Annotated in this window: 23 protein-coding genes; 18 read left to right on the top strand and 5 right to left on the bottom strand. The window is 62.7% G+C overall.

The genetic code is table 11. The annotated features are described in order from the left end of the window. Positions 1–86: 86 nt before the first annotated feature. Together EK23_RS21600 and EK23_RS06915 are read right to left on the bottom strand one after the other, a co-directional pair. A complete protein-coding gene (locus tag EK23_RS21600; protein ID WP_082054001.1) occupies positions 87–2,399 on the bottom strand; it encodes a PAS domain S-box protein in 2,313 nt (770 codons plus the stop codon). Positions 2,400–2,593: 194 nt separating this feature from the next. Continuing rightward, positions 2,594–3,010, bottom strand: coding sequence for a hypothetical protein (locus tag EK23_RS06915; protein WP_052808004.1), 417 nt, complete (start codon positions 3,008–3,010; stop codon positions 2,594–2,596). Between the two features lie 126 nt (positions 3,011–3,136). Between EK23_RS06915 and cmoB the strand changes: the two genes are divergently transcribed. From cmoB to EK23_RS21595, 5 genes are all read left to right on the top strand, one after another. Continuing rightward, positions 3,137–4,111, top strand: coding sequence for a tRNA 5-methoxyuridine(34)/uridine 5-oxyacetic acid(34) synthase CmoB (cmoB, locus tag EK23_RS06910; protein WP_082054000.1), 975 nt, complete (start codon positions 3,137–3,139; stop codon positions 4,109–4,111). Between the two features lie 285 nt (positions 4,112–4,396). After that, positions 4,397–4,717, top strand: a complete 321-nt coding sequence (locus EK23_RS06905) for a hypothetical protein (protein ID WP_045224584.1) — start codon at positions 4,397–4,399, stop codon at positions 4,715–4,717. Positions 4,718–5,010: 293 nt separating this feature from the next. Beyond that, the gene (locus tag EK23_RS06900; RefSeq protein ID WP_145998585.1) at positions 5,011–5,550 is read left to right on the top strand and encodes a hypothetical protein; all 540 of its coding nucleotides are present in this window, start codon (positions 5,011–5,013) and stop codon (positions 5,548–5,550) included. Positions 5,551–6,221: 671 nt separating this feature from the next. Next, entirely contained in the window at positions 6,222–8,252 is a 2,031-nt protein-coding gene (locus tag EK23_RS06890) for a cytochrome-c peroxidase (RefSeq protein ID WP_052808003.1), read from the top strand. A 163-nt stretch (positions 8,253–8,415) separates the two neighbouring features. Further along, positions 8,416–10,392, top strand: a complete 1,977-nt coding sequence (locus EK23_RS21595) for a DUF11 domain-containing protein (protein WP_158002462.1) — start codon at positions 8,416–8,418, stop codon at positions 10,390–10,392. 42 nt (positions 10,393–10,434) lie between these two features. On the opposite strand, the gene EK23_RS06880 is transcribed toward EK23_RS21595, so the two are convergent. Both EK23_RS06880 and EK23_RS06875 read right to left on the bottom strand, forming a co-directional pair. Further along, positions 10,435–11,994, bottom strand: coding sequence for a cytochrome c/ABC transporter substrate-binding protein (locus tag EK23_RS06880; protein WP_045224581.1), 1,560 nt, complete (start codon positions 11,992–11,994; stop codon positions 10,435–10,437). Then, on the bottom strand, positions 11,987–12,724 hold the full coding sequence (locus EK23_RS06875) for an SCO family protein (RefSeq protein WP_052808001.1): 738 nt from the start codon (positions 12,722–12,724) through the stop codon (positions 11,987–11,989). Before EK23_RS06875 ends, EK23_RS06880 begins: the two co-directional genes overlap by 8 nt. Between EK23_RS06875 and EK23_RS23245 the strand changes: the two genes are divergently transcribed. Next, the gene (locus tag EK23_RS23245; protein ID WP_158002461.1) at positions 12,702–13,670 is read left to right on the top strand and encodes a peptidylprolyl isomerase; all 969 of its coding nucleotides are present in this window, start codon (positions 12,702–12,704) and stop codon (positions 13,668–13,670) included. The genes EK23_RS06875 and EK23_RS23245 overlap by 23 nt on opposite strands. Positions 13,671–13,683: 13 nt before the next feature. On the opposite strand, the gene EK23_RS06865 is transcribed toward EK23_RS23245, so the two are convergent. Then, complete coding sequence (locus EK23_RS06865) at positions 13,684–15,636, bottom strand: YncE family protein (protein WP_052808000.1); 1,953 nt, start codon at positions 15,634–15,636, stop codon at positions 13,684–13,686. Between the two features lie 1,075 nt (positions 15,637–16,711). On the opposite strand from EK23_RS06865, the gene pgl reads away from it, so the two are divergent. The 12 genes from pgl (at position 16,712) to galU (ending at position 25,635) form a co-directional block, all read left to right on the top strand. Beyond that, positions 16,712–17,419, top strand: a complete 708-nt coding sequence (gene pgl, locus EK23_RS06860) for a 6-phosphogluconolactonase (RefSeq protein WP_045224579.1) — start codon at positions 16,712–16,714, stop codon at positions 17,417–17,419. Between the two features lie 160 nt (positions 17,420–17,579). After that, positions 17,580–18,065 (top strand): ribonuclease E activity regulator RraA, encoded by a 486-nt coding sequence (rraA, locus tag EK23_RS06855; protein WP_045224578.1) that lies wholly within the window; start codon positions 17,580–17,582, stop codon positions 18,063–18,065. Positions 18,066–18,164: 99 nt separating this feature from the next. Further along, the gene (gene ispH, locus EK23_RS06850) at positions 18,165–19,103 is read left to right on the top strand and encodes a 4-hydroxy-3-methylbut-2-enyl diphosphate reductase (protein WP_045224577.1); all 939 of its coding nucleotides are present in this window, start codon (positions 18,165–18,167) and stop codon (positions 19,101–19,103) included. A gap of 76 nt (positions 19,104–19,179) precedes the next feature. After that, the gene (locus EK23_RS06845) at positions 19,180–19,548 is read left to right on the top strand and encodes a rhodanese-like domain-containing protein (protein WP_045224576.1); all 369 of its coding nucleotides are present in this window, start codon (positions 19,180–19,182) and stop codon (positions 19,546–19,548) included. A gap of 47 nt (positions 19,549–19,595) precedes the next feature. Beyond that, positions 19,596–19,976 carry an RNA-binding S4 domain-containing protein gene (locus EK23_RS06840; protein WP_200892107.1) on the top strand — a complete coding sequence of 127 codons (381 nt, stop codon included), beginning with the start codon at positions 19,596–19,598 and terminating at the stop codon, positions 19,974–19,976. Positions 19,977–19,991: 15 nt separating this feature from the next. After that, complete coding sequence (xseA, locus tag EK23_RS06835; protein WP_045224574.1) at positions 19,992–21,350, top strand: exodeoxyribonuclease VII large subunit; 1,359 nt, start codon at positions 19,992–19,994, stop codon at positions 21,348–21,350. A gap of 126 nt (positions 21,351–21,476) precedes the next feature. After that, positions 21,477–21,887, top strand: coding sequence for a ketosteroid isomerase-related protein (locus EK23_RS06830; protein ID WP_045224573.1), 411 nt, complete (start codon positions 21,477–21,479; stop codon positions 21,885–21,887). 5 nt (positions 21,888–21,892) lie between these two features. Further along, entirely contained in the window at positions 21,893–22,504 is a 612-nt protein-coding gene (locus EK23_RS06825; RefSeq protein WP_045224572.1) for a GNAT family acetyltransferase, read from the top strand. Next, positions 22,501–23,373 (top strand): carbon-nitrogen hydrolase family protein, encoded by an 873-nt coding sequence (locus EK23_RS06820; RefSeq protein ID WP_045224571.1) that lies wholly within the window; start codon positions 22,501–22,503, stop codon positions 23,371–23,373. The genes EK23_RS06825 and EK23_RS06820 overlap by 4 nt, the downstream gene beginning before the upstream one ends. A gap of 152 nt (positions 23,374–23,525) precedes the next feature. Further along, on the top strand, positions 23,526–23,876 hold the full coding sequence (locus tag EK23_RS06815) for a ComEA family DNA-binding protein (RefSeq protein WP_045224570.1): 351 nt from the start codon (positions 23,526–23,528) through the stop codon (positions 23,874–23,876). Between the two features lie 257 nt (positions 23,877–24,133). Further along, complete coding sequence (cysC, locus tag EK23_RS06810; RefSeq protein ID WP_045224569.1) at positions 24,134–24,751, top strand: adenylyl-sulfate kinase; 618 nt, start codon at positions 24,134–24,136, stop codon at positions 24,749–24,751. A gap of 5 nt (positions 24,752–24,756) precedes the next feature. Further along, a complete protein-coding gene (gene galU / locus EK23_RS06805) occupies positions 24,757–25,635 on the top strand; it encodes a UTP--glucose-1-phosphate uridylyltransferase GalU (protein ID WP_045224568.1) in 879 nt (292 codons plus the stop codon). Positions 25,636–25,698: the final 63 nt, after the last annotated feature.

The raw sequence follows: 25,698 nt of genomic DNA, 5'->3' as shown, positions 1-25,698 counted from the left end.
CGTAAAGGGCGTTACGGTCCGCGGCCGGAGCGTCCCGCCGATCCATGCCGCCATGCCGGGATTGCGCCTTCCTCGTGCGCTGGCACTCACGCCTTAGTGTCGGCAGCGGGCAAGGTGAAGCTGAAACTGGCTCCCTGATCAAGCGTGGCATCCGCATCGACGCGGCCACCATGCCGCCCTACCACGCGCTTGACGATGGCAAGGCCAATGCCGGTACCTTCAAACTCGTCCACCGCGTGCAGTCGCTGAAATACGCCGAAGAGCTTGTGGCGATAGGCTGGATCGAATCCGACCCCGTTGTCGCGTACCCGGTACCAGTTATCCCGGCCTTCCTGGCGCGCGTCTACCCATACGTGGGCTTCGGCCCTCGGTAGGGTGAACTTGATGGCATTGCAGAGCAGGTTGGACCAGACCTGGCGCAGCGAGGCGGCGTCCCCCAGCGCAGGCGGCAGCGGCGCGAACTCCAGGTGAATCTTGCGTCCCTGGCGGTGCGGCTCCAGTTCCGTCCAGACATCCAGTAGCAAGGCCTCCATGTCCACCGGCGCCGGGTGCAATTCGCCCCGACCCACCCGCGAAAATGCCAGTATGTCGTCGATGAGCTGTGACATGCGCTCGGTGTTTTGGCACACCACACTAATGAGGCGATGCCCTTCCTCATCTAAATGGCCCGCATATTTTTTGGCGAGCAACCGGGAGAAGCCGTCAATGGCGCGCAGAGGGGTGCGCAGGTCGTGGGATACCGAGAAGGAGAAGGCCTCCAACTCGCCATTGAGTGCCTCCAGGGCGTTGGTCCGAGCGGCCACCAATTCCTCCAGATGCTCACGATGCCGCTGCAGTTCCTTCTCGACCCGCTTTCGTTCCGTGATGTCGCGGGCAATCTTCGACGCACCAACGATACCGCCTTGTCTGTCTTTGACCGGCGAAACCGTGACGGAGACATCCACCAGTTGCCCATCCTTGCGACGTCGCTGGGTTTCATAATGTTTGAAAGTCCGGCCTTCGCTGATTCCCTTCATGATCATGCCTTCTTCTTCCCACCGGTCAGCGGGAATTATCGCCGCGATGGGCTTTCCCAGCATCTCCTCCGCCCGATAACCGAACAGGGATTCCGCGCCCCCATTCCAACTCGTAATCTTGCCGGACAGGTCCTTGCTGATGATGGCATCCTCCGACGACGCCACGATGGCGGCATAGTGCATGAGCGCCTGCTCCGCCATGCGGTACGTGGTGATGTCGTGCAGAATACAGTGGGTGCGCACGAACTTCCCGATTTCGTCGCGCTGAATGGTGCCGTCGAGGGCAACGAACAACACCCTGCCATCTTTGCAGCGCAGTTGCAGTTCGTTGTTGACCTTACCACGGAGCTTGAACCCCTCGAATTCCTTGGGGAATTGTGGTTGTATCTCGTCGACCCAGAATTCATCGAAGCAGCGCCCTATCAGCTCGTCGCGCGCATATCCCAGCAGGCGGCAGAGTCCGGGATTCACATCCAGATAGCGACCCTGGATGTCCAGGGACTGGTAGGCGACCGGTGATTCCTCGAATAGGTGTCGGAAGCGCGCCTCGCTGGCCCGAAGTTCCCTTTCCGCTTTCTTGCGCTCGCTGATATCCCGGGCTAGCGCCAGGTTGTAGGGCCGGCCATCGAATTCAGAGTAGACGGCACTGATCTCCACCGGAAAGGTCCGGCCGTCCGCCGCTTTGTGCACGGTCTCGAAGGTCAGGGTCTGGTCCGGCTTAACCTTGAAGCCCTCTTTACGCCAGAGCTCCATGGAAAATTCCGGATCGATGTCGGGGATGCTCATGCGCAGCAACTGTTCGCGGCTGTACCCTAGGGCCCGGGCGGCCTCAGCATTGACGTCGCGGATGCGCGCATCGCGGTCGACGAGGTAGGCGGCTTCGCTGACACGGTCCAGCGAGAATCTCAGCAAGGCCTGCTTGGCCTCGAAGTGCTGATGGTAGCGTTCCAACAAGCCATCGATGCTTGCGGACAATCGCCGGATGGAGTCGTCGGCATGGTCCGGCAGGGGCGGCAGGCCTGCGTCCTCGTCCGCCGCAATGGAACGCAGCGCCTGGGACAGCGCCTCGAGCGGCTGCGCGAGGGATGTCTTTACCGCCTTGAGCACGGCAAATGCGGTCAGGCTGGCCAGCACGAGGGTATAAAGGCCCCCGGCCACACCGTTGTGCAGGGCGTCAATGAAGTAACTCTGGGATTCGTCGGTGATGGGAACGGCCTCCGCTGTCGCTGGCAGTGGCCCGCTTCGAGCGTTCGCGCCGTACTGGTGCTCCCAAAGGGTCAGCAGAAAAAACAGCGTCGAGCCTAGGCCGGCTACCAGCGCGGTGATGCGGATGACTGCACTCTTCAACTTGCCGTGTGGAGGCCGGTATTCTTGGCGATTCATGGCGGAAGTGCCACTTTACGCGGGTTGGGCGCGAATGGAATGCTCAAGGCGGCTCGTGTTGCAGAAACCGGTGTGGCGCGCATGTCAATCAGGCTAGCGTCCGGGCGTTCGGCACGAAGGCAATCCCCGGTCATCCGAAACAAATCGCCCGGCATGGCGGGTGGCTGACCGAGGCAGCCTATGGCCAGGAAGGCTCAATAGAGCCACCAGGGACCCGTGCCTTGAGCGCCCCACTCACCCGATGTGGGGTCATTCATGGCGCCAGAACTGAACTGGTCCATGTCCATGTGCTTTTGGCGAACCATGTCCTGGAAGCGCTTATATTGCTCTTCGGTGCCGGTGTAGACGCAGCGGCAGGCGCTGGCATCGGCAAAGATGTAGACGGTCTTTCCATCCTTTTGCTGGGGCGTCAGCACATGCTGCGGCATCACTTTGACGTGTTCAAGCTTCTCCGGCGTATCGGCCGGCTTCATGCTGAATCCGGCGGAAGCCAGAAGTTCCTCGGTGTCCTCCGCCCGGTAGACTTCGATGGTAGAGCAGGCGTTAGCCGAAATCGCCAGGGCCGCGGCCAGAGCAATCCTAAGGCTTGGGGGCAGGTGGTTTGTGCGCATGATGGTTCTCTCCTAGGCTACGTGTGGGGCGGGTGGTGGCGGCACTCGGCCAGCCGACGGCCGGGCTCTCCCTGAGGAGCCCACGCAGGGCGACTCTCAGAGGTGCCCTCCCTTTATAATGGAAAAATGCTGGAATATTGTAGTTTATTCGCTGCAAGCCCTCCGACTCGTCTCAAGGAGTGGTTGCAACCGCTGTCCGTAAAGTGTGAGACGGCCCTGTCCCCGTCCGCCCATGGCGATCTGACACGCTGGCTGGGTATCCTGGAGCGGTTGCCCTCGCTGCCCGCTAATCGCGTGGATTTTACAGCGGATGCCGTTGAGGTTGGATGTTCCGAATCCTGCGATCCTGACCTGCGCATCGCAATAGAAGCCTTGCTGCGGGAACTGCATCCATGGCGCAAGGGCCCCTATCGCATCCATGGCATACATATCGACACCGAGTGGCGCTCGGACCTGAAGTGGCGGCGGATCGCCCCGCACCTGCAGCCCTTGCAGGGTAGGGTCGTGCTCGATGTGGGCTGCGGCAACGGTTATCACGCCTGGCGCATGCTGGGGGCGGGCGCCAGGCGTGTCATCGGCATCGATCCGACCCTGCTCAGCGTCATGCAGTTTCACGCCATCAGGCATTTTGCCGGTGACTGGCCGGTGCATGTGCTGCCCTTGGGCATCGAGGATGTGCCTACAGATGTGGCCGCTTTCGACAGCGTATTTTCCATGGGCGTTCTCTACCACCGGCGTTCCCCCATGGATCACCTCCTGGAACTCAAGGGTTTGCTGCGGCCGGGAGGGGAGTTGGTGCTGGAGACCCTGGTGCTGGAAGGGGAAGGCGAGCGCGTTTTGGTACCCGAGGGCCGCTATGCGCAGATGCGCAATGTCTGGTTCATTCCCACCTGCCAAGCCTTGGCCGGCTGGCTCAAGCGCTGCGGCTTCGTGCAGGCACGGCTGGTGGATGTGAGCAAGACGACAGGTCTGGAGCAGCGCTCAACCGACTGGATGCGGTTTCAGTCCCTTCCCGACTTTCTTGACCCCAACGACCCGGGCAGAACCCGCGAGGGCCTGCCCGCCCCGTGCCGTGCGGTCTTCTTGGCGCGAAAGCCCTGAGAGCCTTTTCATCCGTACTGGCGTGTCCCACCCATCGCAGTCGAACAATCGAATCGGCGCGCAGTTGACCTAAGGCGCGGTGGTCCCACGTCGTCCATTACCCAAGACCTGGAGAAAGAATTCACTTCCAAAAGGGTAATGCTTAACAGGGATAGTTTTACGAAGATCATAACTTAATGTCCACCGAAGCCCGCAAGATCCCGTTAGTTTCGTTTGGAGGGATTCCGGATTCGGTCTTTAGCGATCAACGTGAATCTGTCGAACAGTCTCAATGGAGAGAATCCCATGAAAGTAAAGACCGCCTTTGCTTCTTCTGCGCTTGCGCTGGCCCTGAGCTTGATTGCCTTACCCGCGGCCGCCGTCTCGCCTCATTCGAACTGGTTTGCAACCCGTTACAACACGGTTGGCTCCACGTTTGTGAACATGTCACCGAGTGCAAGCACGTTCTGCTATTTGAGTAGAACCGCAGTGGTAGACACCGACACCGCCTCGGAAAAGGCCACCTGTCGCGTCACGAAAGGTGGCGTTGTGTGGACGCTGGAGGCCGTTTTGGGTGCGAGCAGCGATGCCGACGTTGAGTGCAGCGCCATCTGTTACAACAACTGAGCTGACGTCAATTTCCTAGAAGTTCTCGGTAATTGAGCGGGCATGTCAGCTTCCATGCCTGCTCAATCGCGATGCACACGGGTAACAGATCTGACATTTGCCATCTCGTTAGCGAGCGGACGCATTGATCCGTCGCACCGCTTGGAGACATTGCCATGCGTACCCCCTCTCTCTTGGTCTTAGTTACGGTTTGCTTGATTCTTGCTGCCGCCGCAACGGCAGAATTCCCATGGAATTGGAGTTCGCCCGAGGAGGCCTTCTCAAATGGTTCTGTGCGCGTGGTGAATGGTGCCATGGCGCCAAGCCTGGCCCCTCCCGATGGAACGGAGAGGCACCAAAACGAGCAACTGCTTGAAAAAATCGCATTGCTTGAAGCGCGCTTGCAGAAAATGGAAGCCGAGAGAGGGGCTTATGCGCCACAGCGCGTGTCCGAGCATCGGAAGGCGACAGACAAGAACGCCAAGGAGGAGCGCAAGGCGTTGTCCGAGACCGAATTCGGGCAATGGATGGACGAATCCCTGAATCTTGGCTCTTACAGCCCTGACGCGACCCGATCGGTAACGGAAAAGGCGCAAGAAAATCTGTCACGGATACCGGATGTCAATCTGACCGAGGTCCAATGCTCGGAGCGCTTCTGCCGGGCCACCTTGGCGCCGGAGGATGGAAAGGCGGTCAACGTGGCCGAGGTGGTCGGTGGGTTTTCATTTGCGGGTTCGGGTTTCACGCTCGAGGACTCGGACGGGCAGGTCAAGGTTTATTTCACCCAGCCAGGACAGACTTTTGACGACTTGCAAAAGGAAGCGGAGCAAGCGCGAAGCGCGCCGCCCGGCTGAGTCCGCCACGTGAGCCTGTGAACCGTAAACCCGGCTACGCGGAGGGTCTTATTGATCAGGCCCAAAATACCCTCCTGGTATTTTGGGCCGACGCCAAGGTCGGTACGAGCCCGACCTTGGCTGACGCGGCCTCTGCCCGCGCCGGGGCATCCGTGCCCCGCATTAACCCAGCCACTAAGGGCCGGGTTAATAGTGCGAAATCAGGTTCGGAGGCTTTCAGTTTCCGCTGAAAATTGGCCCATCCCCCAGAATCCTGCGGATATGCTCCTCTGTGGCTGTCACGCGGATGATACGGGTTGGATCTGGGCTTTTGACGCGACAAGGCATCCCATTCTGGCCGGCAGTCTCCTGGAAGTCCCACGGTTCCAGGCCCTTCTGGGTAAAGAGCAGGCATGGCGAAGGATTTTGATAAGGGGTGTGCTTATTTTCGGGGGTTTACACAATTCTTTCGTGGATATCCAGAATCGCATGCAACTAATTGTAATCTAATGATTTGCTTCCGCTGGCATCCAACTTGCGCTGTTGACTCCGTGTAAGCCGCGCTACTTGCAATCTTGGTCTCCTGCTGTCGGGGAGGCGGGAACGGGAAGAAGCCTGGGGAAGGTTCGAACTGCAACCGATTCCCGCTGAGCGTGGCGTTCTTCTACGTCAACGCGAACTTCGGAGTCCGTATGCAACATCTGACCAAGCCAGCCTTTTTCGTGGCCCTAGCGGTAGCGCTGGGCCTTATTTCCACGGAGCCGATGGCTGCACCACCGGTGCTCGATGCCTCGCCACCGCCGCCGCTGGGTACCCTGGCCATCCCACCAGTCCCAGGGCTTTACGACGGGAATGATCCCATCATCGTCAATCGCGAAGCGGCGGTGGCCCTGGGTAAGGCCCTGTTCTGGGACATGCAGACCGGCAGCGACGGGCTGGCATGCGCCAGTTGCCATTTCCAGGCCGGCGCCGACAACCGGGTCAAGAACGTAATTTCTCCCGGAATTCTCAATGCGGCTGCAGCCACCGGCAGCACCTTCGAGCCGGTCGCCTCCGGAGGCACTACGAGCGGGCCCAATTACACCCTTCGTCTGGGCGATTTTCCGTTTCACCAGTTCAACGACCCGGCGGACCGCGACTCGGGCGTCAAGTTCACCACGGATGACGTCGTGTCATCCCCGGGAACCTTCGCCGGTGACTTTGTGACCAGTTCGCGTAAGCGGCGCGGCCTGGACGTGTGTGATCGTCGCGGCGATCATCCCATTTTCAATGTGGGCGGACTCGGCACCCGCAAGGTGGAACCACGCAATACGCCGACCATGATCAATGCGGTCTTCCAATACCGCAGTTTCTGGGACGGTCGCGCCAACAACGTTTTCAATGGCAACAATCCCTTCGGCTTGCGCGATGTGTCAGCCAACGTGATCCGACTGCTGCCCGATGGCAGGGTCGATACCGGCGCCAAGCTGGCCCTGATCAACTCCGCCCTGGCCTCGCAATCAGTCGGCCCGCCCCTCAGCGATTTCGAAATGTCCTGCAGCGACCGCAGCTTCGCCGACCTGGGGCGCAAGCTGCTGACCCGGCAACCCTTGGCCCTGCAGAAAGTGCACGCGCAAGACAGCGTGCTGGCTCCGTACCGCGGCGCGACCGCCAAAGGGCTGACTGGCAGCTACGCCGATTTGATCCAGCAGGCGTTTAACCGGTCTTATTGGGCGGCGCGCGGCCGGTACCCGGTCAGAAACAGCAGCCGGCTCTTCACCCAGATGGAGGCCAATTTCTCCATGTTCTGGGGCCTGGCCATTCAGGCCTATGAGTCCACCCTGATTTCCGACAACGCGCCGTACGACCGGGGCGAGCGGGATGCCGATGGCTTTCCCGTCAATCTGACGGCCCTTCAGAAACTCGGCCTCAAAGTGTTCATCGGACAAGGCCGCGCAGCCGGGTCCGGGGAGGTCAATGGCGGGCACTGCATCAACTGTCACAAAGGGCCCGATTTCACCGGCGCCGGTTCCACGCTGCGGGCCGAGACCGAGGAGAACGGTCTGGTGGAGCGCATGACCATGGGGGATGGAGACATCGCCCTGTATGACAATGGCTTTTACAACATCGGCGTGACGCCGACCGGTCAGGATATCGCGGTAGGTGGAACGGACCCCTTCGGCAACCCGCTGTCCTTCAGCGAGCAATACCTGAAGCGCTTGGCTGGCCTGGACAGCAAGGATCCTTTTGAAATTGATCCCTGCACCTTCGAATTGCCGGTGGATCCGCTGGACTGCACCGCGAAGCCCGCGCCGTCCGACCGTATCGCGGTCAAGGGTGCTTTCAAGACGCCTTCCTTGCGCAACGTGACCCTGACGGGGCCCTACATGCACAACGGCAGCATGGCGACCCTGGAGCAGGTGGTCGAGTTCTACAACCGCGGAGGGAATTTCAGCAACGCTGAGAAGGACCCGGATATCGAGCCCCTGGGGCTCACCGATCGGGAAAAGGCGGGGCTGGTCGCTTTCCTCAAGACCCTCACCGATCCGCGCGTGAGCTATGAGCGGGCGCCCTTCGATCATCCGCAGCTGAGGACTCCGACCGGCCATGTGGGCGACGAAACATCGGTGACGGCCCGCGGCGCGACCACGCTGGCGCAGGATGAGTGGCTGGAGATCCCGGCGGTGGGCAAGAGGGGAAGGGATTTACCACTGCAGCCCTTCGATCAGGGTCTGGCGCCTTGATCGGATAGTTTGCGGCTTTAGGTGGGCGCAGGCTGCTGTGCGCCCATGTTCATGATATAAGCAGGATTCCGATGTCCTGTGCTTTGTCCGCGTCCAGGTCGCTGCGACATTCGTGTCACGGCGGCCTCGGCGTTTCCGATTGGCGGCTCTGATGGGGGTTGTTATGAGAAGCTTCTCGTATGGGATCTGGGTGCTGCTGGCGGCGGCGTATCTGATGGTTTCCGAAGCCCAGGCCGCCCGTGCCTTCCTGGGTCAATACCCGGCGCCCGACGCCCGCAGCGTGGCGGTCAAGGGCAGCCTGGCCTACGTGTGCGGCGGTGGCGGAATCAGTGTTCTGGATATCGCCAATCCCGCGGCCCCGACTTTAGTCAGCACCGTTGGCGCGGGCACGGCCTATGCCGATTGCGCCATCAACGGGAGCCTGCTGCTGGCCACCACCAGCCAAGCCAACGGCAATTCGCCTTTCCAGCTTCACGTATTTTCGCTGTCCGGTGATGGCCGCAACCCCCTCAGCCTGGGCATCAGCCCGTTGGTGCAATACAGCCTGCAGGCGCAGTTGATTGCGACGCCGACCCATGCTTTCGCCAGCCAGTTCCAACTTTGCTTCGATCTGCCGGTGCGGACGATCTTCCAGCAGGGCGGCGATTTGTTGTCCATTCCCCTCAACCTCAACAATCCTGCCAATCCAACGCGGGCCAGTCCGGCGTTGGGTGACGTGCTGTTCAATCAGCAGGGTGACCTGCTGTCCGGCACGCTGAGGGGAGACTGCCGGCTGAATGGCGGCAATTCCCATGTCTGGCGCATGGCGCTGGCTTCCGCCGATACCCTGCTGCTGGCTTCCACCTCGGTGACCGGTACCCAAACGGAAATCGGCAGCGGTTTGGTGCGGGTGGTGGATATTTCCAATCCGGCCCAATTGCAGGAGGTTCGCAGCCTCGCGATTCCGGGCACGCGCCACGCCATCGGGGTGGCCGTGGACGGCAACCGGGCGCTGGTGATTGGTAGCCAGGGTGGCTGGTTCAATCCCTTCGCGGAGGGCGAGCGGTTGTTACAGGGTGGGCTGGTCGCAACGGTGCTGGATCTCAGCGACCCGCGCAATCCTTCGATCCTCGCGAGCCAGGTCTTGCCGTACCCCTCCCGAACCTTCTGGAGCAATATGCTGAGCCTGGGCGGGGGGCGCTATGCCTTCTCCTCGCTGGGCGGCATCGGCGATAAGCCGCAGCTACTGGTGATCGATGCCAGCAACCCGGCCAGTCTTGTGCTGGACAAGACCAGCATCGACAAGGACCTGGCCGGCATGAACTCCATGGCGGTCAGCGGCGCCAATCTGCTGCTGGCCAATGCCAACGGCTTGTTCGTCTATGACCACACGCGGGCCGTTGCCGTGGGGGCTGATCTGGCGGTCAGCGTCAGCGATGCCCCGGATCCCGTCAGCCCCGGCGGCAGCCTGACCTACACCGCACTGGTGAGCAATTATGGGCCCGGCAGCGCATCCAATGTGCAGTTCTCGCTGACGCTGCCGGCGGGCGTCACCTTCGTATCCGCTTCGGCGGGCTGCACGCCGTCAGTGGGCCGCGTGGATTGTACTATCGGCAACCTGGCCAGCGGCCAGAACGTCGGCGCGAGCATCGTCACCGTGGCGCCGCCGACTTTCGGCGGCATCAATGCTTCAGCGCAGGTGAGCGCCAGCGAGGCCGATCCGAATCCCTCCAATAATTCAGCGGCCCCTGCCACCACGATTGCTGGCACGGCCGGTGCCCCCGGCAACTTGCCTACGGTCGATCTTTCCATCAAGTTCAACGGGCCGCGCAAGGTGAAGCTGAACAGCACGCGGACCTTCTCCCTGACCATCAAGAACCGGTCCAAGGTATCTTCCCCCCAGACTGTGGTGAGCGGGCGTTTCCCCGACAATGTGCGCTTCAGCCGGTTGCCGCGTTTCTGCAGCCTGGGGGACGATCAACTGGTCACCTGCCAGTTGGGAACCCTGAAGAAAAAGGCCTCAAAGACCTTCAAGCTGAAGGCGAAAGCGACCCGCCTGGGCGCGCCGGCAGTGGACACCACGGCCACCATATTCAGTACGCTGGTGAACGATCCCAATACGTCTAACAACAGCACCCGCATCGACGTCACGGTGAAGTAGCGGGAGCGCGAGGCTCGCGGCGCCTTGGGGCGAGGGCTTGCCTCAAGGCGGGTTGGCTGGCAGCAGCCGACCGGTCTTCCGATCGACGGTGTAGACGGGCAGGCTGCGGAGGCCGATGCGATGGGAGGGGCTGAAGGTCAGGTCCGGCCAGGGAGGGACCGGCACCTGGCGCAAGTTTTCCAGCGCTTCGACCAGCTTGCGGCGGCTGAGCTCGCGTCCGGCCTGTTTGAGGGCCTGGACCAGCAGGGACGTGCCGGCGATGGCGAAGCTTTCCGGATAAAGGCTGCGGTCACCCACGCCCGCCTTATGTTGCAGGCCACGTAGCGGCTCCATGGCCTCGGGTTTTAGAGCGTCAGGCGCAAAGGGCAGGGCGAGGGCGAGCCGTTCCAGATCCGCCTCAGGTAAATCCTGGGTCAGGCGGCCTTGTGGGATCCCGGCTAACAGCAGCAGCGGTTGAGTCAGCCCTTCCCGGCGCTGCGCGGACCAAGCTCTCAGGGTATTCTCACCGCCCAGGAACAGCACCGCGTCGGTGGGCTGCAGCAAAACGGATTCCTTCAGCACCGGGCTCTCCGCGTCCGGGGTATGGTTCGCCTGTCGCGGCGCGGGCCAGCCACGGGCGGCGGCATCAGCCGCCATGGCGACGGCGGCCTGGCGATAGCCGGGTGCGTCTGGGTAAATCAGGGTCAATTGCGGGGCCTGCTTATCCAGGCGCTTTCCTGCATAGTCCAGCAGGGCTTTGGCGCGGGTCTCGATGCCAGGAGCCAGGAAGAAACCGCTGCGGCTGTTCAAGGCGGGGAAGTCGCTCAGGGGGGCGAGATAGGGGACCTGGGCCTGTTCCAGCAGTGCGCTCAAGGTTTCTTCCTGCTCGGGGGCATAGGGCGCGAGAACGGCGAACACCTGTTCCGCGTCCAGCAGCTTGCGCAGCTTCGCGGCGGTGGCTTCCGCGTTCGTCTCCATGGCCACCACCTCCAACTCCAGCCGTCGGTTGTAAAGGCCACTACCCGCATTCACGGCGTCGAGATAGGCCTGCAGTACGGCTTGCATGTCGCGTCCCGCCGCTTCCTGCGCTCCGCTGAGAGGTAGGACGGTCGCCAGGCGTATGCGCGTATCATCCACGCCGGGTATGGGGGCCGTGTCCAGGCGCTTGAGATAGGCGCCGAGGGCGTTCAGATCGGCTTTGCTCAGGGCGAAGCGCGGCATCGCGCTGTCCAGGGGATTGCCGGCCGGGTCCGTTCCGCGGGCAAGGGCGGTGGCCAGGCTGCGCTCGGTGAAAGCCGGGTGCTGGCGGTAGTTGCCATGGTGATGGCCGTAGGGCTTCGTTAGATTCGACCAGGTGACGTCGGTGGGTACGATGCCGCCTTCGGGACGGCCGCGGCCGTCTTCCCCGTGACAGCCGGCACAGGGCACCGTGTCGCCGTCCACCGCGCTGGATTCATCGCCGATGTAGGCCTTGATCGGCTTGCCCTTGGCGCCGATGCCCTGCACATAGAGCGCCTTCCCCTTGGCTTCCTGGGGCGTCAGTGGAGCCGCCCAGACAAGACCGGTGGCGCAGGCCAGGGCGGCGCCTACGGCCACCCGCCGGAACAAGGGTGCCTCAGTCATGGCGTGCTTTCAGAAACTGTTCGACGGTGGCGCGGATGCGGTCCGGCCCCGGCAAGGTGTTGAAGCTGGTCCACTGGCCGCTGGCGCCGTCGCCCACCAGCACTTGCGGGGGGTGTTCCTGAATCGATGCGGTGTACGCGCCGAGGCCGGTCAGCACCTGCTTCATGTTGCCCGGCTCCCCGGTCAGCCACAGCCAGCCAGTTCCGGCCTTGTAGCGGGCGGCATAGGCCTTGAGGCGGGCCGGGGTGTCGGTGGCGGGATCCAGGCTCATGGAAATCAGTCGCACGTCCTTGCCCAGTCGGTTTTTCAGGCGGGACTGCACGTTCTTGAAGGTGGCGGAAGTCAGCGGGCACAGGGTGGTGCAGGAGGTGTAGATGAAGTTGATGGCCACCACGGACTTGCCGACCGCTTCGCTGGCGAAGCGTACACTGCGGCCGTCCTGGTCGGCGAGGGGCAGGTCGAGCAACTGCACGTTAGTGGATGGGGTATCGGTTTGCCCTGCTTCCCCGACCGTGGGTGTCAGGGCGAAGCACGCGGCAAGGAGCAGGGCATGGATTTTGGGCCCCGCCCGGCGTTCCCGCCGCGGCTTGTGGAAAGCAAGCGCCCGCCCACCTAAACTTGCTGCTTGGCCGACAGTTACCGCCGGTGTGGCGGGCCGAGCAGAATCCCGCGTGGCGAATTCATCGCCGTCGAAGAACGTATCCAAGATGCCCACAGTGAAACCTTTCATCGTCAAAGTCTGCTTTTGTTTGCTGTTCCTGCTGCCTTGGGTTCCAGTGGCGGGGTGGAGTGAACCCTTAGGCCTCGCCGCGCGGGTGAACGGGCAGGAAATCACCGCCAAGCGCTTCGAGCACTATTTCGAGGACTTTCTGTCCGACCGCGGCCGCAACATCGCCAGCATCCGCAACCCCGCGGTTCTCAAGAAGCTGCGCGGCGAAGCCCTGGATGCCCTGGTGGACGAAGAGTTGCTAACCCAGGAGGCCGCCAGAAAGGACATCGCCGCCAGTACCGCCGAGGTCGATGCGGCTGTGGCGGCCATGCGCGCCAACTTCAAGTCACAGGACGCCTTCGCTCGCCGATTGGAACGGGCCGGGTTCGACGAGGCCGGCTACCGCGCCTACGTAGGGCAACAACTGGCGGTGAAGCGGCTGGTCGAATCGGACATCCAGCCCAAGGTTAGCGTGTCGGACCGGGACGTGCACCGTTTCTATGTGGCCAACCCATCACGCTTCGCCATTCCCGCCCAGGTGCGTATTCGCCAAATTTTCATTGCCAGCGGCAGCGATCCCGCCGGCGCGCTGAGCCGCTGCCAGGAAATCCTGGCCCAGGCGCGCCGCCCGCGCTCGGATTTCGCTGCACTGGCGCGCCAGCATTCGCAGGATCAAAGTGCGCCGGCGGGCGGCGATCTCGGCTTCCTGGCCGAGGATCAACTGACGCCGTTTCTGCAGCAGGCGGTCGCCAGTCTGAAGCCAGGGCAGGTCACAGGTCCCGTGCCGAGCGACGCGGGCTGCCATGTGCTGAAACTCGAACAGCGCCGTAGCGGCACGCTCCCGGAGGCCGAGGCGCGGGAGTCGGCAAGGTCCTATCTCAAGGCGGAAAAGACCCAGGCGGCGGTCCGCCAGCGTATCCAGTCCCTGCGCCGCCACGCCCGAATCGAGATCCTGATGCCGCTCTAGGTTGCAACTCCCGTCACGGCGCGGGCTTCGCCGGCTCGGTGGCGATCAGGCTGATCTGCTGCAGGTCGCCGTAGCCCATTTTCAGTGTAGGCACGCTCACGTAGACGTAGTAGGCGCCGGAACGTTTGATGGCAAGCTCCGCCTCGTACAGGCCTTCCCCCAGGTCGCGGGCGGCGGTCTCGGTACGCTGCAGTCCAGGCGCGGCGTAATAGAGCACGCGCACATCGTTCATGCCCGGCTTGGGCGCATTGTCCTTGGGGTCGAACAGGCGGAATTTGATCTTTGCCGTTTGTCCCACCAGCACGGCGCGCTGGGGATCGACGTAGTTGATATCCAGTGGTTTGAGCTCCACCTTGAGCAAAGGGTTCTCGGCCGCATGCGCCTGGAAGCAATGGATGACCCGCGGCGATTCCAGCAGGAAGGCCACATCGTAGTCGCCGGAGGCGGGTATCCGCACCCGCGCCGTGTATTCGCCGGGCTTGGTTTCCTTCAGGCTGCGGTCCACCACCAGCAGACCACGCGCGCTATGGGCCGGATTGCGGAAGTTGCCCGAGGGGGCCAGCATGCCTTCCATGTAGTAGTAGATGAGGTTGTCCGCGGGGCTGGCGACGAGCATGGCGGCTTCGCCCACGGCGGGGGCCATGCTGCTGCCGATGGCGAGATCGGCCACCTGTTTCGGCGGCGAGGACCCTGCGGTAAAGGTACTGAGCTGGACCGCGGAAGGCTTGCCCAGTTGGGCCAGGGAGATCATGGCCACGTGTTCGCTATCCAGTGAGCGCACATAGGCGAAGGCGTCGCTCATGGCAATTTCGAAGGGCCGCGCGCCTACTGGTATATCCTGGACCAGGCGGTTGGTGGCGACTTCGATCACGTGTACCAGGCTTTCCTTGCTGTTCAGCACCAGCAGCCAGCGGCCGTCCGGCGTCATGCGCATGGGACCCAGTCCCGCCTTGGCCTGGATGGTGGAAACAGCTTCCTGGCTGGCGTCACTGATCACGGTCACCGTGCCGTCCAAGCCGTCTGCGGCATAGATGGCGCGGCTGGCGGGCGCGGTGAGCAGGGCGATGGGCAGGCTGCCGGTCTTGATGTCCTTCACCTTCTTGAGATCGCGGATGTCGATGACGGAGATTCCGCCATTCTCGCGATTGCTGATGTAGGCGTAGCGGTCGTCCGCGGAGAAGGCCAGTTCGTGATGGCCCTTGCCGGTCGCGATGTGGGATGCGGGTTTCAGGGTATCGGTATTGATAACGGTGACGCCCCCCTGGTTGTCGTCTGGCGCGTCGTTGCCGACCCAGAGGTAATGCCCGTCCGGCTGCAGGCCGAGGCGGGTCGGTTTGGTGCCTGCGGGTATGTCGGTCACCACGTGGAATGTGTCCGTGTCGATGACCGATACCTGACCGGCATCGGGCATGCTGACGAACAGCCGTTTGCCGTCCCTCGACAGGATCCAGTCGGCGGGCGGGCGCTTGAGGATGATGTTGGCGTACAGGTTGGTCCGTCCACTGACGCCCACGAGGGGGTCGATCACGGAGATACTGGCGTCCTGGTTGAAGACCAGCAGGTAATAGCTGTTCAGGTCGAGCATGGGGCGCACGCCCACCATGCCCTTCAGGTAGGTCTCGATCTTGTCCTTGCAACTGGCGTTTTCCGGATTCTTGCCGGCGAATTGCTTGGCGACGTCCATCCAGGCGCCGGGAATGCGCCCTTTTATGGGTTTCTTGGTCTGCGCATCGGTGACGCGGAATTTAAGGTCGGTGTATTCACCTTCCATGATGGCACCGGCCGATTCGGCCGGCTTGGCCTGAAATTCCACGACCACGCCTTTGCTCGTGAACTTCTGCGGCGCGGGCTCTGCCGCTGCGGGGGTAGCTCCGTGGTGATGGTGCTGCGCGTCTTTGGCCAGAGCCGGGGCGGCTGCCAAGGCAAACAGGAACAGCAGGTGGCGCGCTGACGGGCAGTCCTTCATCGTAGATTTCTCCGTTGTGCTGGATGGTAAGCGTCGTTCGTTTCCGCTGTGAGGTCCGCTGGCGCAAGGCCTTTAGGGTTGGCATGCTTAAGCCGCAAGCTCAACCGAACCTTACAGGGCGCTAAACAGCGTGATGGCCTGGCTCCTTGCGACTGAGGCCATTACTCCAGGGCAAAGATAGCGTATGGGATTCCTTCCGGGCAGTCCGTGTCGTAGGCTTGCCGTGGTGGCGAGCGTTGCGGCCCGGCGTCCTTCAGGGGTTGAGTTGCCCAAGGATCGATGGACTGCCGGCGCCTTCCAGAGACAGCGCATTCCGTTGAACCTGCGGGACCTGTTTTAGCCACTGAGTGGAAGCGGTGTCCGCCCCAGCCTAGAAAAGCTCGACGGACAGGGCCGGGCAATGTTCGCGCAGGCTGAGCAGCAGCTTGACCGGGGCCTCGCACCACTCTCAGTCTTCGGCTATGCAAATGATCATGTCGCGACCGACCGTATTGGCTGATGGAATGCGAGGTCTTTTAGAAATGTAATATTAACCCGGTCCTTAGTGGCCGGGTTAATGCGGGGCACGGATGCCCCGGCGCGGCCAGAGGCCGCGCCGGCCAAGGTCGGGCGCGTACCGACCTTGGCGTCGGCCCGAAATACCAGGAGGGTGTTTTTGGGCCTGATCAATAAATATCATGATAGGTGAAACACGGCTGCGCCAGCAAATGGCCGTTACAGCGCGCCAAGGTCGCGCTGCCCCCTCGGCTGAGCTGGTTGTGGCTGGACATTCCGGACACGTGACGGCTACCATCACGCCCTTCACGTGCCCGGCAGCCTGGAGCTTCCGTTCGCGACCGGACTGGTCTGCGATAATGAGGACACCCCGATTGATCCCAGACAGTGGCTGAGTTCTCAAATCGTTGTGCTGGCGACAGACCGGGCTCCGGTTTCAAGTGCCCGGCACATTGATGGATCGCCCCGGTATCGAACTGAATCGTGAATCGGCACCGTTCGTCGCTGGCATGATTTTCATGACACCCGGTCCCGCGCGCTGGACCTCGAATAGCTTGATTGAAATGAGGAGACTTGGCTGATGACACCCATACATTGGTTCCCCGACAACGCCGCGCTGGCCCCTGCCTTGGCCGCGTCCGTCGCTGACGATCTGCGGGCCGCCCTGCGGGAGCAGGAAACCGCGACCCTGGCGGTATCCGGTGGGCGTTCGCCGGTACCGGTGTTCGAGGCCCTGCGCGAGATGGAGCTGGACTGGCAGCGCGTGGCGGTCACCCTGGTCGACGAGCGGTGGGTGCCCGAGAGCGACCCAGCCAGCAACGGTGCCCTGGTCCGTACCCATTTGCTTCAGGGACGCGCCGCAGCGGCCCGCTTCGTTCCGATGTATACCGGTGCGGCCACCGCGGCGGATGGTGAAGCCGAATTGGCCGGGGTCTTCTCCAGGTTGGCCACCCCTTTCGCGGCGCTGATACTCGGCATGGGGGACGACGGCCACACTGCCTCGCTGTTTCCGGCCAGCCCGCAACTGGAGGCCGGTCTGGCTCTCGGGGGGACCGTAGCCAATACGCCGCCCTGCCTGGCTCAAGTGGGCGCGGTGGCGCCGACCGAGCGGATGAGCCTTACGCTGCCCTGGATTCTTCACTCGCGCCGGATCTATCTCCAGTTTGGCGGCGCCAGCAAGGTGGCGGTGTTCGAGAAGGCATCGTCGGCTCCCGACCGGCAGTGGCCGGTGAGCTATGTGCTGGCGCAGACGCAGGCGCCCGTGGTGGTTTTCGCGGCGAAAGCCTGATTTCCGCCTGCAGCAACATGCTCCACGGTGCCTCCAGGCTTTAGCCGATGATGGGCCGTTGCACGCTGGCCATTCCGCTTTCTCCGATGACGCCTGCGGTAGGCCGGCAGTCGGAACTTTGTTACCCTGGCCATCACACTCACCTCTCGCCCGGATTCCCATGAAATTCAGCACGCCCGACCTCTGCGACCAACATGCCGAGACGCGCCACCTGCAGATCGCAGAGCCCATCTTCCGTTCCTTTGGTGGCGCCAGTTCGTTCTGGGGCCGCATCACCACCCTCAAGGTGTTCGAGGACAACGTCCTGCTGAGGGCAACTTTGGAGGAGAAGGCAGAGGACCGCGTACTGGTGGTGGACGGCGGTGGTTCCCACCGCTGCGCGCTCTTGGGGGGCAACCTGGCGCGCATGGCCTGCGACAACGGCTGGCGCGGCATCATCGTCTACGGCTGCATCCGTGATTCCATGGAGATCGCGCAACTGCCCATCGGCGTGCGCGCCCTGCATACTCATCCCTTGAAGAGTCACAAGCGTGGCGGCGGGGATCGGGACAGCCTCATCACCTTCGCCGGCGTCAACTTCCGCACCGGCTATTATTTGTACGCGGACGAGGACGGCATTGTCGTCGCCGAGGACCGCCTGACCTGATCCCTTGTCACTTGGTGGCGCCGGCCCGCGTTGCTTCGGCGGTTTCAACATGTGACAATGCCCTACCGTCCAGCTCAGTCATTCAGAGATAGAAAATCTATGGAAATCATACTCGCCAACCCCCGCGGATTTTGCGCCGGCGTCGACCGGGCCATCGAAATCGTGGAGCGCGCCATCGAAGTGTTCGGTGCCCCCATCTACGTGCGGCACGAGGTGGTCCACAACCGTTATGTGGTGGATGGCCTCAGGGAGCGCGGCGCCGTATTCGTCGAGGAATTGTCGGAAGTACCGGAAAAATCCACGGTGATCTTTAGCGCCCACGGTGTTTCCAAGCAGATCCAGGAAGAGGCGCGCGAGCGCCAGCTGCAGGTGTTCGACGCGACCTGTCCCCTGGTGACCAAGGTGCACATCGAGGTTCATCACCATGCCCACGGCGGGCGCGAGATCATTTTCATCGGTCATGCCGGACATCCCGAGGTGGAAGGCACCATGGGCCAGTACGACAACCCGGAGGGCGGCATCTACCTGGTGGAATCCCCCGAGGATGTTCAGACCCTGCGGGTCAAGAATCCCGACAATCTGGCCTATGTCACGCAGACCACACTGTCCATCGACGACACCGAGGCCGTGGTGGTGGCGCTCAAGCAGCGCTTCCCCAACATCATCGGGCCGAAGAAGGACGACATTTGCTACGCCACCCAGAACCGCCAGGACGCCGTCAAGAAGCTGGCCGTTGCCTGCGACGTGATCCTGGTGGTGGGTTCGCCCAACAGTTCCAATTCCAACCGCCTGCGCGAGATCGCCGAGAAGCTGGGCAAGCAAGCTTATCTGATCGACAACGCCAACCAGTTGCGCCGGGATTGGGTGACGGGCGCCGGCAAGATCGGCGTTACTGCCGGGGCGTCGGCGCCTGAGATCCTGGTCAAGCGCGTGGTGGAGCAGCTGCGCGAATGGGGCGGCAATGTGGAGCTTGAAAACGCCGGGATCGAGGAAAAGGTCGTCTTCTCCCTGCCCAAGGAACTGCGCAAGCGCGCCTGACGCAGGGGCTTTTTTCGCAGCCAGTCGTCGCTATATAATCAGGCCCTAATATTTAAGCGACAGCAGGAGAATCAACATGGCGATGACGGCAATGGATCTGGTGGCGGCGGCGAAGCAGAATATCCGCGAGGTGAGCGTTGCTCAGGCCCAGGACATGGTGGGCAAGGCCCTCGTGCTGGACGTGCGCGAGCCCGGTGAGTACGCGGGCGGCTGTCTGCCCGGCGCCATCAACATTCCGCGCGGCGTCGTGGAATTCCAGATTGGCAACCATCCCGCCTTCCAGGGCAAGCAGACCGCCGAGATCCTGGTCTACTGCCTGTCCGGCGGGCGTTCGGCCCTGGCGGCGGAAAGCCTGCAGAAGCTTGGCTACACTGGCCTCGTCAGCCTCGCAGGCGGCTTCAAGGCCTGGCAGGAGTCCGGGGCGACGGTATCCCATCCCGCCTGATGGCAGGACCCGGCCGGGCAGGGGGCGGGCATGAGTCCGCCCCGCACATGCGCCTGGACAAGTGGCTCTGGGCCGCCCGCTTCTTCAAGACCCGGCAACTGGCGACGGATGCCATCAACGGCGGCAAAGTCCATCTGAATGGTCAGCGCGTCAAGCCGGGCAAGGATGTTGCGGTGGGTGCGCGCCTGGAGATCAGCAAGGATCAGTTAAGCTGGGATATCACCGTGCTGGCCTTGTCCGCGCAACGTCGCCCTGCCAAGGAAGCCTGTCTCCTATACGAAGAAGCTCCCGAAAGCTTGCAAAAGCGCCAGGCGGAACTGGAGCGCAGGCGTTTGGACAAGGAGCACCATATCGCGCCGGATGAGCGGCCCGACAAGAAGGGCCGCCGCGCCATTCACCGCTTTAAGCGCGCGGCCCTGGACGACTGAGCGCGCGTTCGCGGCATGCAGCAGGATGATGCGCAGGAACGGCGAGTCTGGACCGTTTCGGAACTCAACGGCAGCGCCAGACTGGCGCTGAGCAGCCATTTCGGCACGGTTTGGGTCGAGGGCGAAATCTCCAACCTGGCCACCCCTTCGTCCGGCCATCTCTATTTCACCCTGAAGGATCGCGACGCCCAGGTGCGCTGCGCCATGTTCCGCGGCAGTGCGCGCGGATTGGGGACGCGCCTGGCCAACGGAGCCAGCGTGCTGGTGCGTGCCCAGGTGAGCCTGTACGAGCCGCGCGGCGATTACCAATTGGTGGTGGATCGGCTGGAAGAGTTGGGTGACGGCGCGCTGCGCCGCGCCTTCGAGGCCTTGAAGCGGCGGCTGGACGCCGAAGGCCTGTTCGCCCACGACAAAAAGCGGCCGCTGCCTTCTCTGCCGCGCCGCATCGGCGTCATCACCTCCCCTAGCGGCGCGGCGGTGCACGACATTCTGACGGTGCTGCGCCGGCGCTTCCCGGCTCTTCCGGTGATCCTGTTTCCGGCCCGGGTGCAGGGAAACGAGGCCGCCCAGGATATCGCACGCGCCATTGCCCTGGCCGACCGCAGTGGATTGTGCGATGTCCTCATCCTCGCGCGGGGCGGCGGTAGCCTTGAAGACCTGTGGCCCTTCAACGAGGAAATCGTGGCGCGGGCCATCTTTGCCTGCCGCACGCCCCTGGTGTCCGGCGTCGGCCACGAAGTGGACGTGACCATCGCCGATCTGGTGGCGGATCTTCGCGCGGCGACGCCTTCCGCCGCCGCCGAGGCGGTCAGCCCCGAGCGGACCGAGTGGCTGGAGCGGGTGGCCAGCCTGGAAAACCGGCTGCTGCGCCAGTTGCGACGGGGTCTGCAGCGGCAGAGCGATACCCTGGGCTTCATCCACAAGCGCTTGCGGCAGGCCCATCCGGTCCGTCAGATCCAGCGTAACGCCCAGCGCCTGGACGAACTGGAACTGCGTTTGCGGCGGGTGCAGCGGACGGCGGAGCGCTTGCGCGCGTTACGGTTGGAGGCCCTGGTGGCGCGGCTTCACCGCAGCCATCCCGGACAGCGCCTGCCCGTTCTGGAGGATCGCATCCGCGGCTTGCGGCGCAGTCTCGCGTCTGGCATGGAGCGCCGCCTCGAAGCCGCACGCCTTGCAAGCGCCAAACTGTGCGAAACCCTGCACGCCGTCAGCCCGCTGGCCACGCTTCAGCGGGGTTACGCCATCGTCACGCGCCAGGCGGACGGAAGCATCCTGCGTGATAGCGCCGAGATCGCCGAGGGCGAATTGATCGAGGCCAAGCTCGCCCGCGGGACCGTGGTGGGCAAGGTCATCGCCCGGCGCCCGCCTTCGTAAACCCCGGAGCGTCAAGCCCGTAAGCCGTATCGACAGGGCTGGCCGTTTCCATTAAAGTACCCGACTTTTCTGTTTCCGCCATCCCGCGATGGCCGAGCCGTTGTCAATCAACCGGTAGATGAAGCCATGAATAAAGAAACGATCAGCCTCATTCAGAACTACTATGCCGCCTTCAACGCGGGCGACATGGAGACCTTCCTCGGCTTGCTCACCGACGATGTGGTGCACGACATCAACCAGGGCGCACGCGAAACCGGCAAAGAGGCGTTCCGTGCGTTCATGGGCCGCATGAACCGCAACTACAAGGAGCAGTTGGTGGACATGGTCATCATGGCGACGGAGGATGGCACGCGGGCGGCGGCCGAGTTCGTGGTGCTCGGCGAATACCTGGTGACCGACGAGGGCCTGCCCGCCGCCAAGGGCCAGAAATACCGGCTGCCGGCCGGCGCCTTCTTTGACGTGCGCGATGGCAAGGTGGCCCGCATCACCAACTACTACAACCTGGAAGACTGGATCGCCCAGGTCAGCCAGGGCTGAGCTCCATGAGCGGCATCAGCATCAAGCACTTGCCCGGCCCGGAACTGGGGCCCTGGCTCGCCGATCTGGCGCGGCTGCGCATCACGGTGTTCCGCGATTTTCCTTACCTCTACGACGGTACGGCGGAGTACGAGGAGAAATACCTGCAGACCTATTTGCGCTCGGCCGACAGCATCGTGGTGCTGGCCCTGGATGGCGACAAGGTGATTGGCGCCTCCACCGGATTGCCGATGCAGGACGAGACGGAGGAGTTCCAGAAGCCTTTCATGGATCAGGGTTACGATCCCGCGCGCATCTTCTATTGCGGCGAGTCGGTTTTGTTGCGTGACTACCGCGGCAAGGGCATCTACAAGGAATTCTTCCTCGGCCGCGAAGGGCAGGCGCGCAAGCTGGGGCGCTTCGATTACTGCAGCTTCTGCTGCGTGCAGCGTCCCGACGACCATCCCCTGCGGCCCGCCGATTATGTCCCGCTGGACGCGGTGTGGACCAAGTTCGGCTATGTCAAACACCCCGAACTCAAGACCTCCTACAGTTGGAAAGACGTGGACCAGGCGGAAGAGACCGAGAAGCCCATGGTGTTCTGGATGAAGCCCTTGGCGGCGGAGGGTGGCCAATGAGCCAGCGCTCATTGCGCATCGCGGCGGCCCAGTACGACATCGGCCAGTTGGAGAACTGGGCGACCTACCAGGCCAAGGTCCAGCGCTGGGTGGCCGAGGCGGCGGAGGCGGGCGCGCTGTTGCTGCTGTTCCCCGAGTATTTCAGCATGGAGCTGGCTTCGATCTTTCCCGAAGAGGTCTACCGCTCGCTGTCCCGGCAGTTGGATGCCCTGCAGGATGTGCATGACGACTTCCTGGGCCTCTATGGCGAGCTGGCACGGCGTTATGGCCTGCACATCCTGGCGGGAACCTTCCCCGTGCGCCAGGCCGACGGCGGATATCACAACCGCGCCTATTTCCTGCGTCCCGACGGCAGTTCGGATTTCCAGGACAAGCTGCAGATGACCCGCTTCGAGAACGAGCAGTGGCTGATCACCGGCGGCGGCGAGATCAAGGTGCTGGACAGCGCCTTCGGCAAGATCGGCGTGAACGTCTGCTATGACAGCGAGTTCCCCATGATTGCCCGCCGCCAGGTGACCGCCGGCGCGGATTTGATCCTGGCCCCCAGTTGCACCGACACCCTGGCAGGTTATAACCGCGTCCGCATCGGCTGCCAGGCGCGTGCCCTGGAAAACCAGTGCTATGTTGTGCAATCACCCACGGTGGGTCATGCGCCCTGGTCCGAGGCGGTGGATGTCAATGTCGGCGCGGCCGCGGTGTATACGCCGGTGGACTACGGCTATCCCGACGACGGGGTGCTGGCTGTGGGCGAGCTGAATGTGGCGCAATGGGTTTACGCCGATATCGACCTCGCGTCCATCGCCAAGGTGCGCGAAACCGGCCAGGTATTCAATTACCGTGATTGGCCCGGGCAGTTCCGTTGCCTGTGATCTTCAGCCAAGCCGCGTTCCAAGGCTCAAGTAGGCAAGTCCCTACAATTGCTAGGGAAAGAATCGTCTTCAGACGGATTGATTGATGGAAGTGAGCCCTCTACAGTGGAGCCGCGCCCGGTTAGGGCGTTTTTCATCTGGAGGACCTCGTGATGAAGACGATTCGCTTGGGATTTTTTTGCCTGCTGCTGGCATTCGCGGCAGGCGCATGGGCCGAAATGATCGACATCAATACGGCCACGGCGGAGCAGTTCGCAACCTTGAAGGACATCGGCAAGGTCAAGGCCGAGGCCATCGTCAAGGACAGGGAGAAGAACGGCCCCTTCAAGAGCGTCGATGACCTGGCCCGGGTCAAGGGCATCAAGGCGGCGACCATCAAGAAGAACCTCGGCAGCCTCAGTGCCGGGGCCGCTGCGCCGCCTGAAGCGGCCATACCGCCGGCGCAGCCGGGTGGCGCGACTGGCGCCGCCGTGGCCGTGCCCGCCAAGGCAGTGCCAAAGTAGGCCGGATCGGTTGGGTACCGGCGTAAACTGCCGGAATGCAAAAACAGGCTCCCACGGGAGCCTGTTTTTTTGCCTTCAGATTTTCGCCCTGGCAGCGAATGCGGCTAATATATAGGCCCTGCGACCGATCTCGCGGCGCCTTGCCCAATGGCTCAGGCTGTCTGGGCACCCGCGGGTGCCGCCTTTTGGGGATATAAGCCACCGGGCCAGCCGGTCCGTTGCCTTCTTCGCCAATTCAACAGGGAGATACCCACGGCATGAATTCAAACATCGTCTGGCACCAGGCGACCGTAACGCGGCAGCGCCGCGAGGCAATGAACGGGCACAAGAGCTTCATCCTTTGGTTCACCGGGTTGTCCGGGGCTGGCAAGTCCACCCTGGCTCACCGCGTGGAGGACATGCTCTACGATCTGGGCTGCCGGACCTATGTGTTCGATGGCGACAATGTACGGCATGGGCTCTGCTCGGACCTGGGGTTTAGTATCGAGCACCGCTCCGAGAACATCCGCCGCATCGGCGAAATGAGCAAGCTGTTCGTGGATGCCGGCGTCATTGCCCTGACCGCCTTCATCTCGCCGTTCAGGCACGACCGCGACCTGGTCCGTTCCCTGGCGGCGGAAGGGGATTTCATTGAAATCTACTGCAACACCCCCCTCGATGTATGCGAACAGCGTGATGTGAAGGGCCTGTACCAGCGCGCGCGGCGCGGTGAAATACCCGAGTTCACAGGCATTTCATCGCCATACGAGGAGCCGCTTAATCCCGAGCTGACGGTTATGACCGGAGCCCAGGACCTGGATAGCTGCGCCATGCAGGTCCTCGAATACCTCAATCGTCAAGGCAAGATCAGCCTGACAAACCAACGGAGTCAATGAAAACAATGAAAAAAGTGGTGAGAAAAGCCGTATTCCCCGTGGCGGGAATGGGCACCCGATTCCTCCCCGCCACCAAGGCGAATCCCAAGGAGATGCTTCCCGTGGTGGACAAGCCGCTGATCCAGTACGCAGTGGAAGAGGCCGTGGCGGCGGGCATCGAGGTGATGGTCTTCATCACCGGACGCAGCAAGCGGGCCATTTCGGATCATTTCGACAAGGCTTACGAACTGGAGAACGAGCTGACCCTGCGCGGCAAGGAAGAGACACTCAAGATCGTGCAGAACATCGTGCCGCCCAATGTCACCTGCGTCCACATCCGCCAGGCCGAGGCGCTGGGGCTGGGGCACGCCGTGGGCCGCGCCAAGGCGGTGATCGGTGATGAGCCCTTCGCCGTGCTGCTCGCCGATGACCTCATCGACGATGATGCCGACGGTTGCCTGCACCAGATGACCAAGGTATTCGAGGAGTGGCAGTGCTCCATCCTCGGCGTGGAGCGCATCGACCCCTCGGAAACCCAAAGCTACGGCATCGTGCGCTCCAATTCCATCGGCAACAGCCTGGGGCGGGTGGAGGAGATCGTGGAGAAGCCAAGGCCGGACAAGGCGCCGTCCAATCTGGCGGTGGTCGGCCGTTACATCCTGACCCCGGGCATCTTCGACAAGCTGGAGCAGGTGACCCGCGGCGCGGGCGGCGAGATCCAGCTCACCGACGCCATTGCCATGCTGCTCAAGGACGAGCCGGTGCTGTCCCATGAGTTCCACGGGCGGCGCTACGATTGCGGCTCCAAGCTGGGCTATCTCATCGCCACAGTGGAACAGGGCCTGAAACACCCCGAACTGCGCGACGGATTCAAGGATTATCTCAGCAACCTGGTACTGGATTAACCGGTTCCACTCCCTGATCGGCCTGCCCTTCGCAGCCATGCAGCGAAGGGCAGGCGTCCCCGC

The organism is Methyloterricola oryzae (assembly GCF_000934725.1).
Taxonomy (GTDB): domain Bacteria; phylum Pseudomonadota; class Gammaproteobacteria; order Methylococcales; family Methylococcaceae; genus Methyloterricola; species Methyloterricola oryzae.
The sequence above is the reverse complement of the archived record's forward strand: the minus strand, read 5'-3'. Positions and strand labels throughout refer to the sequence as shown.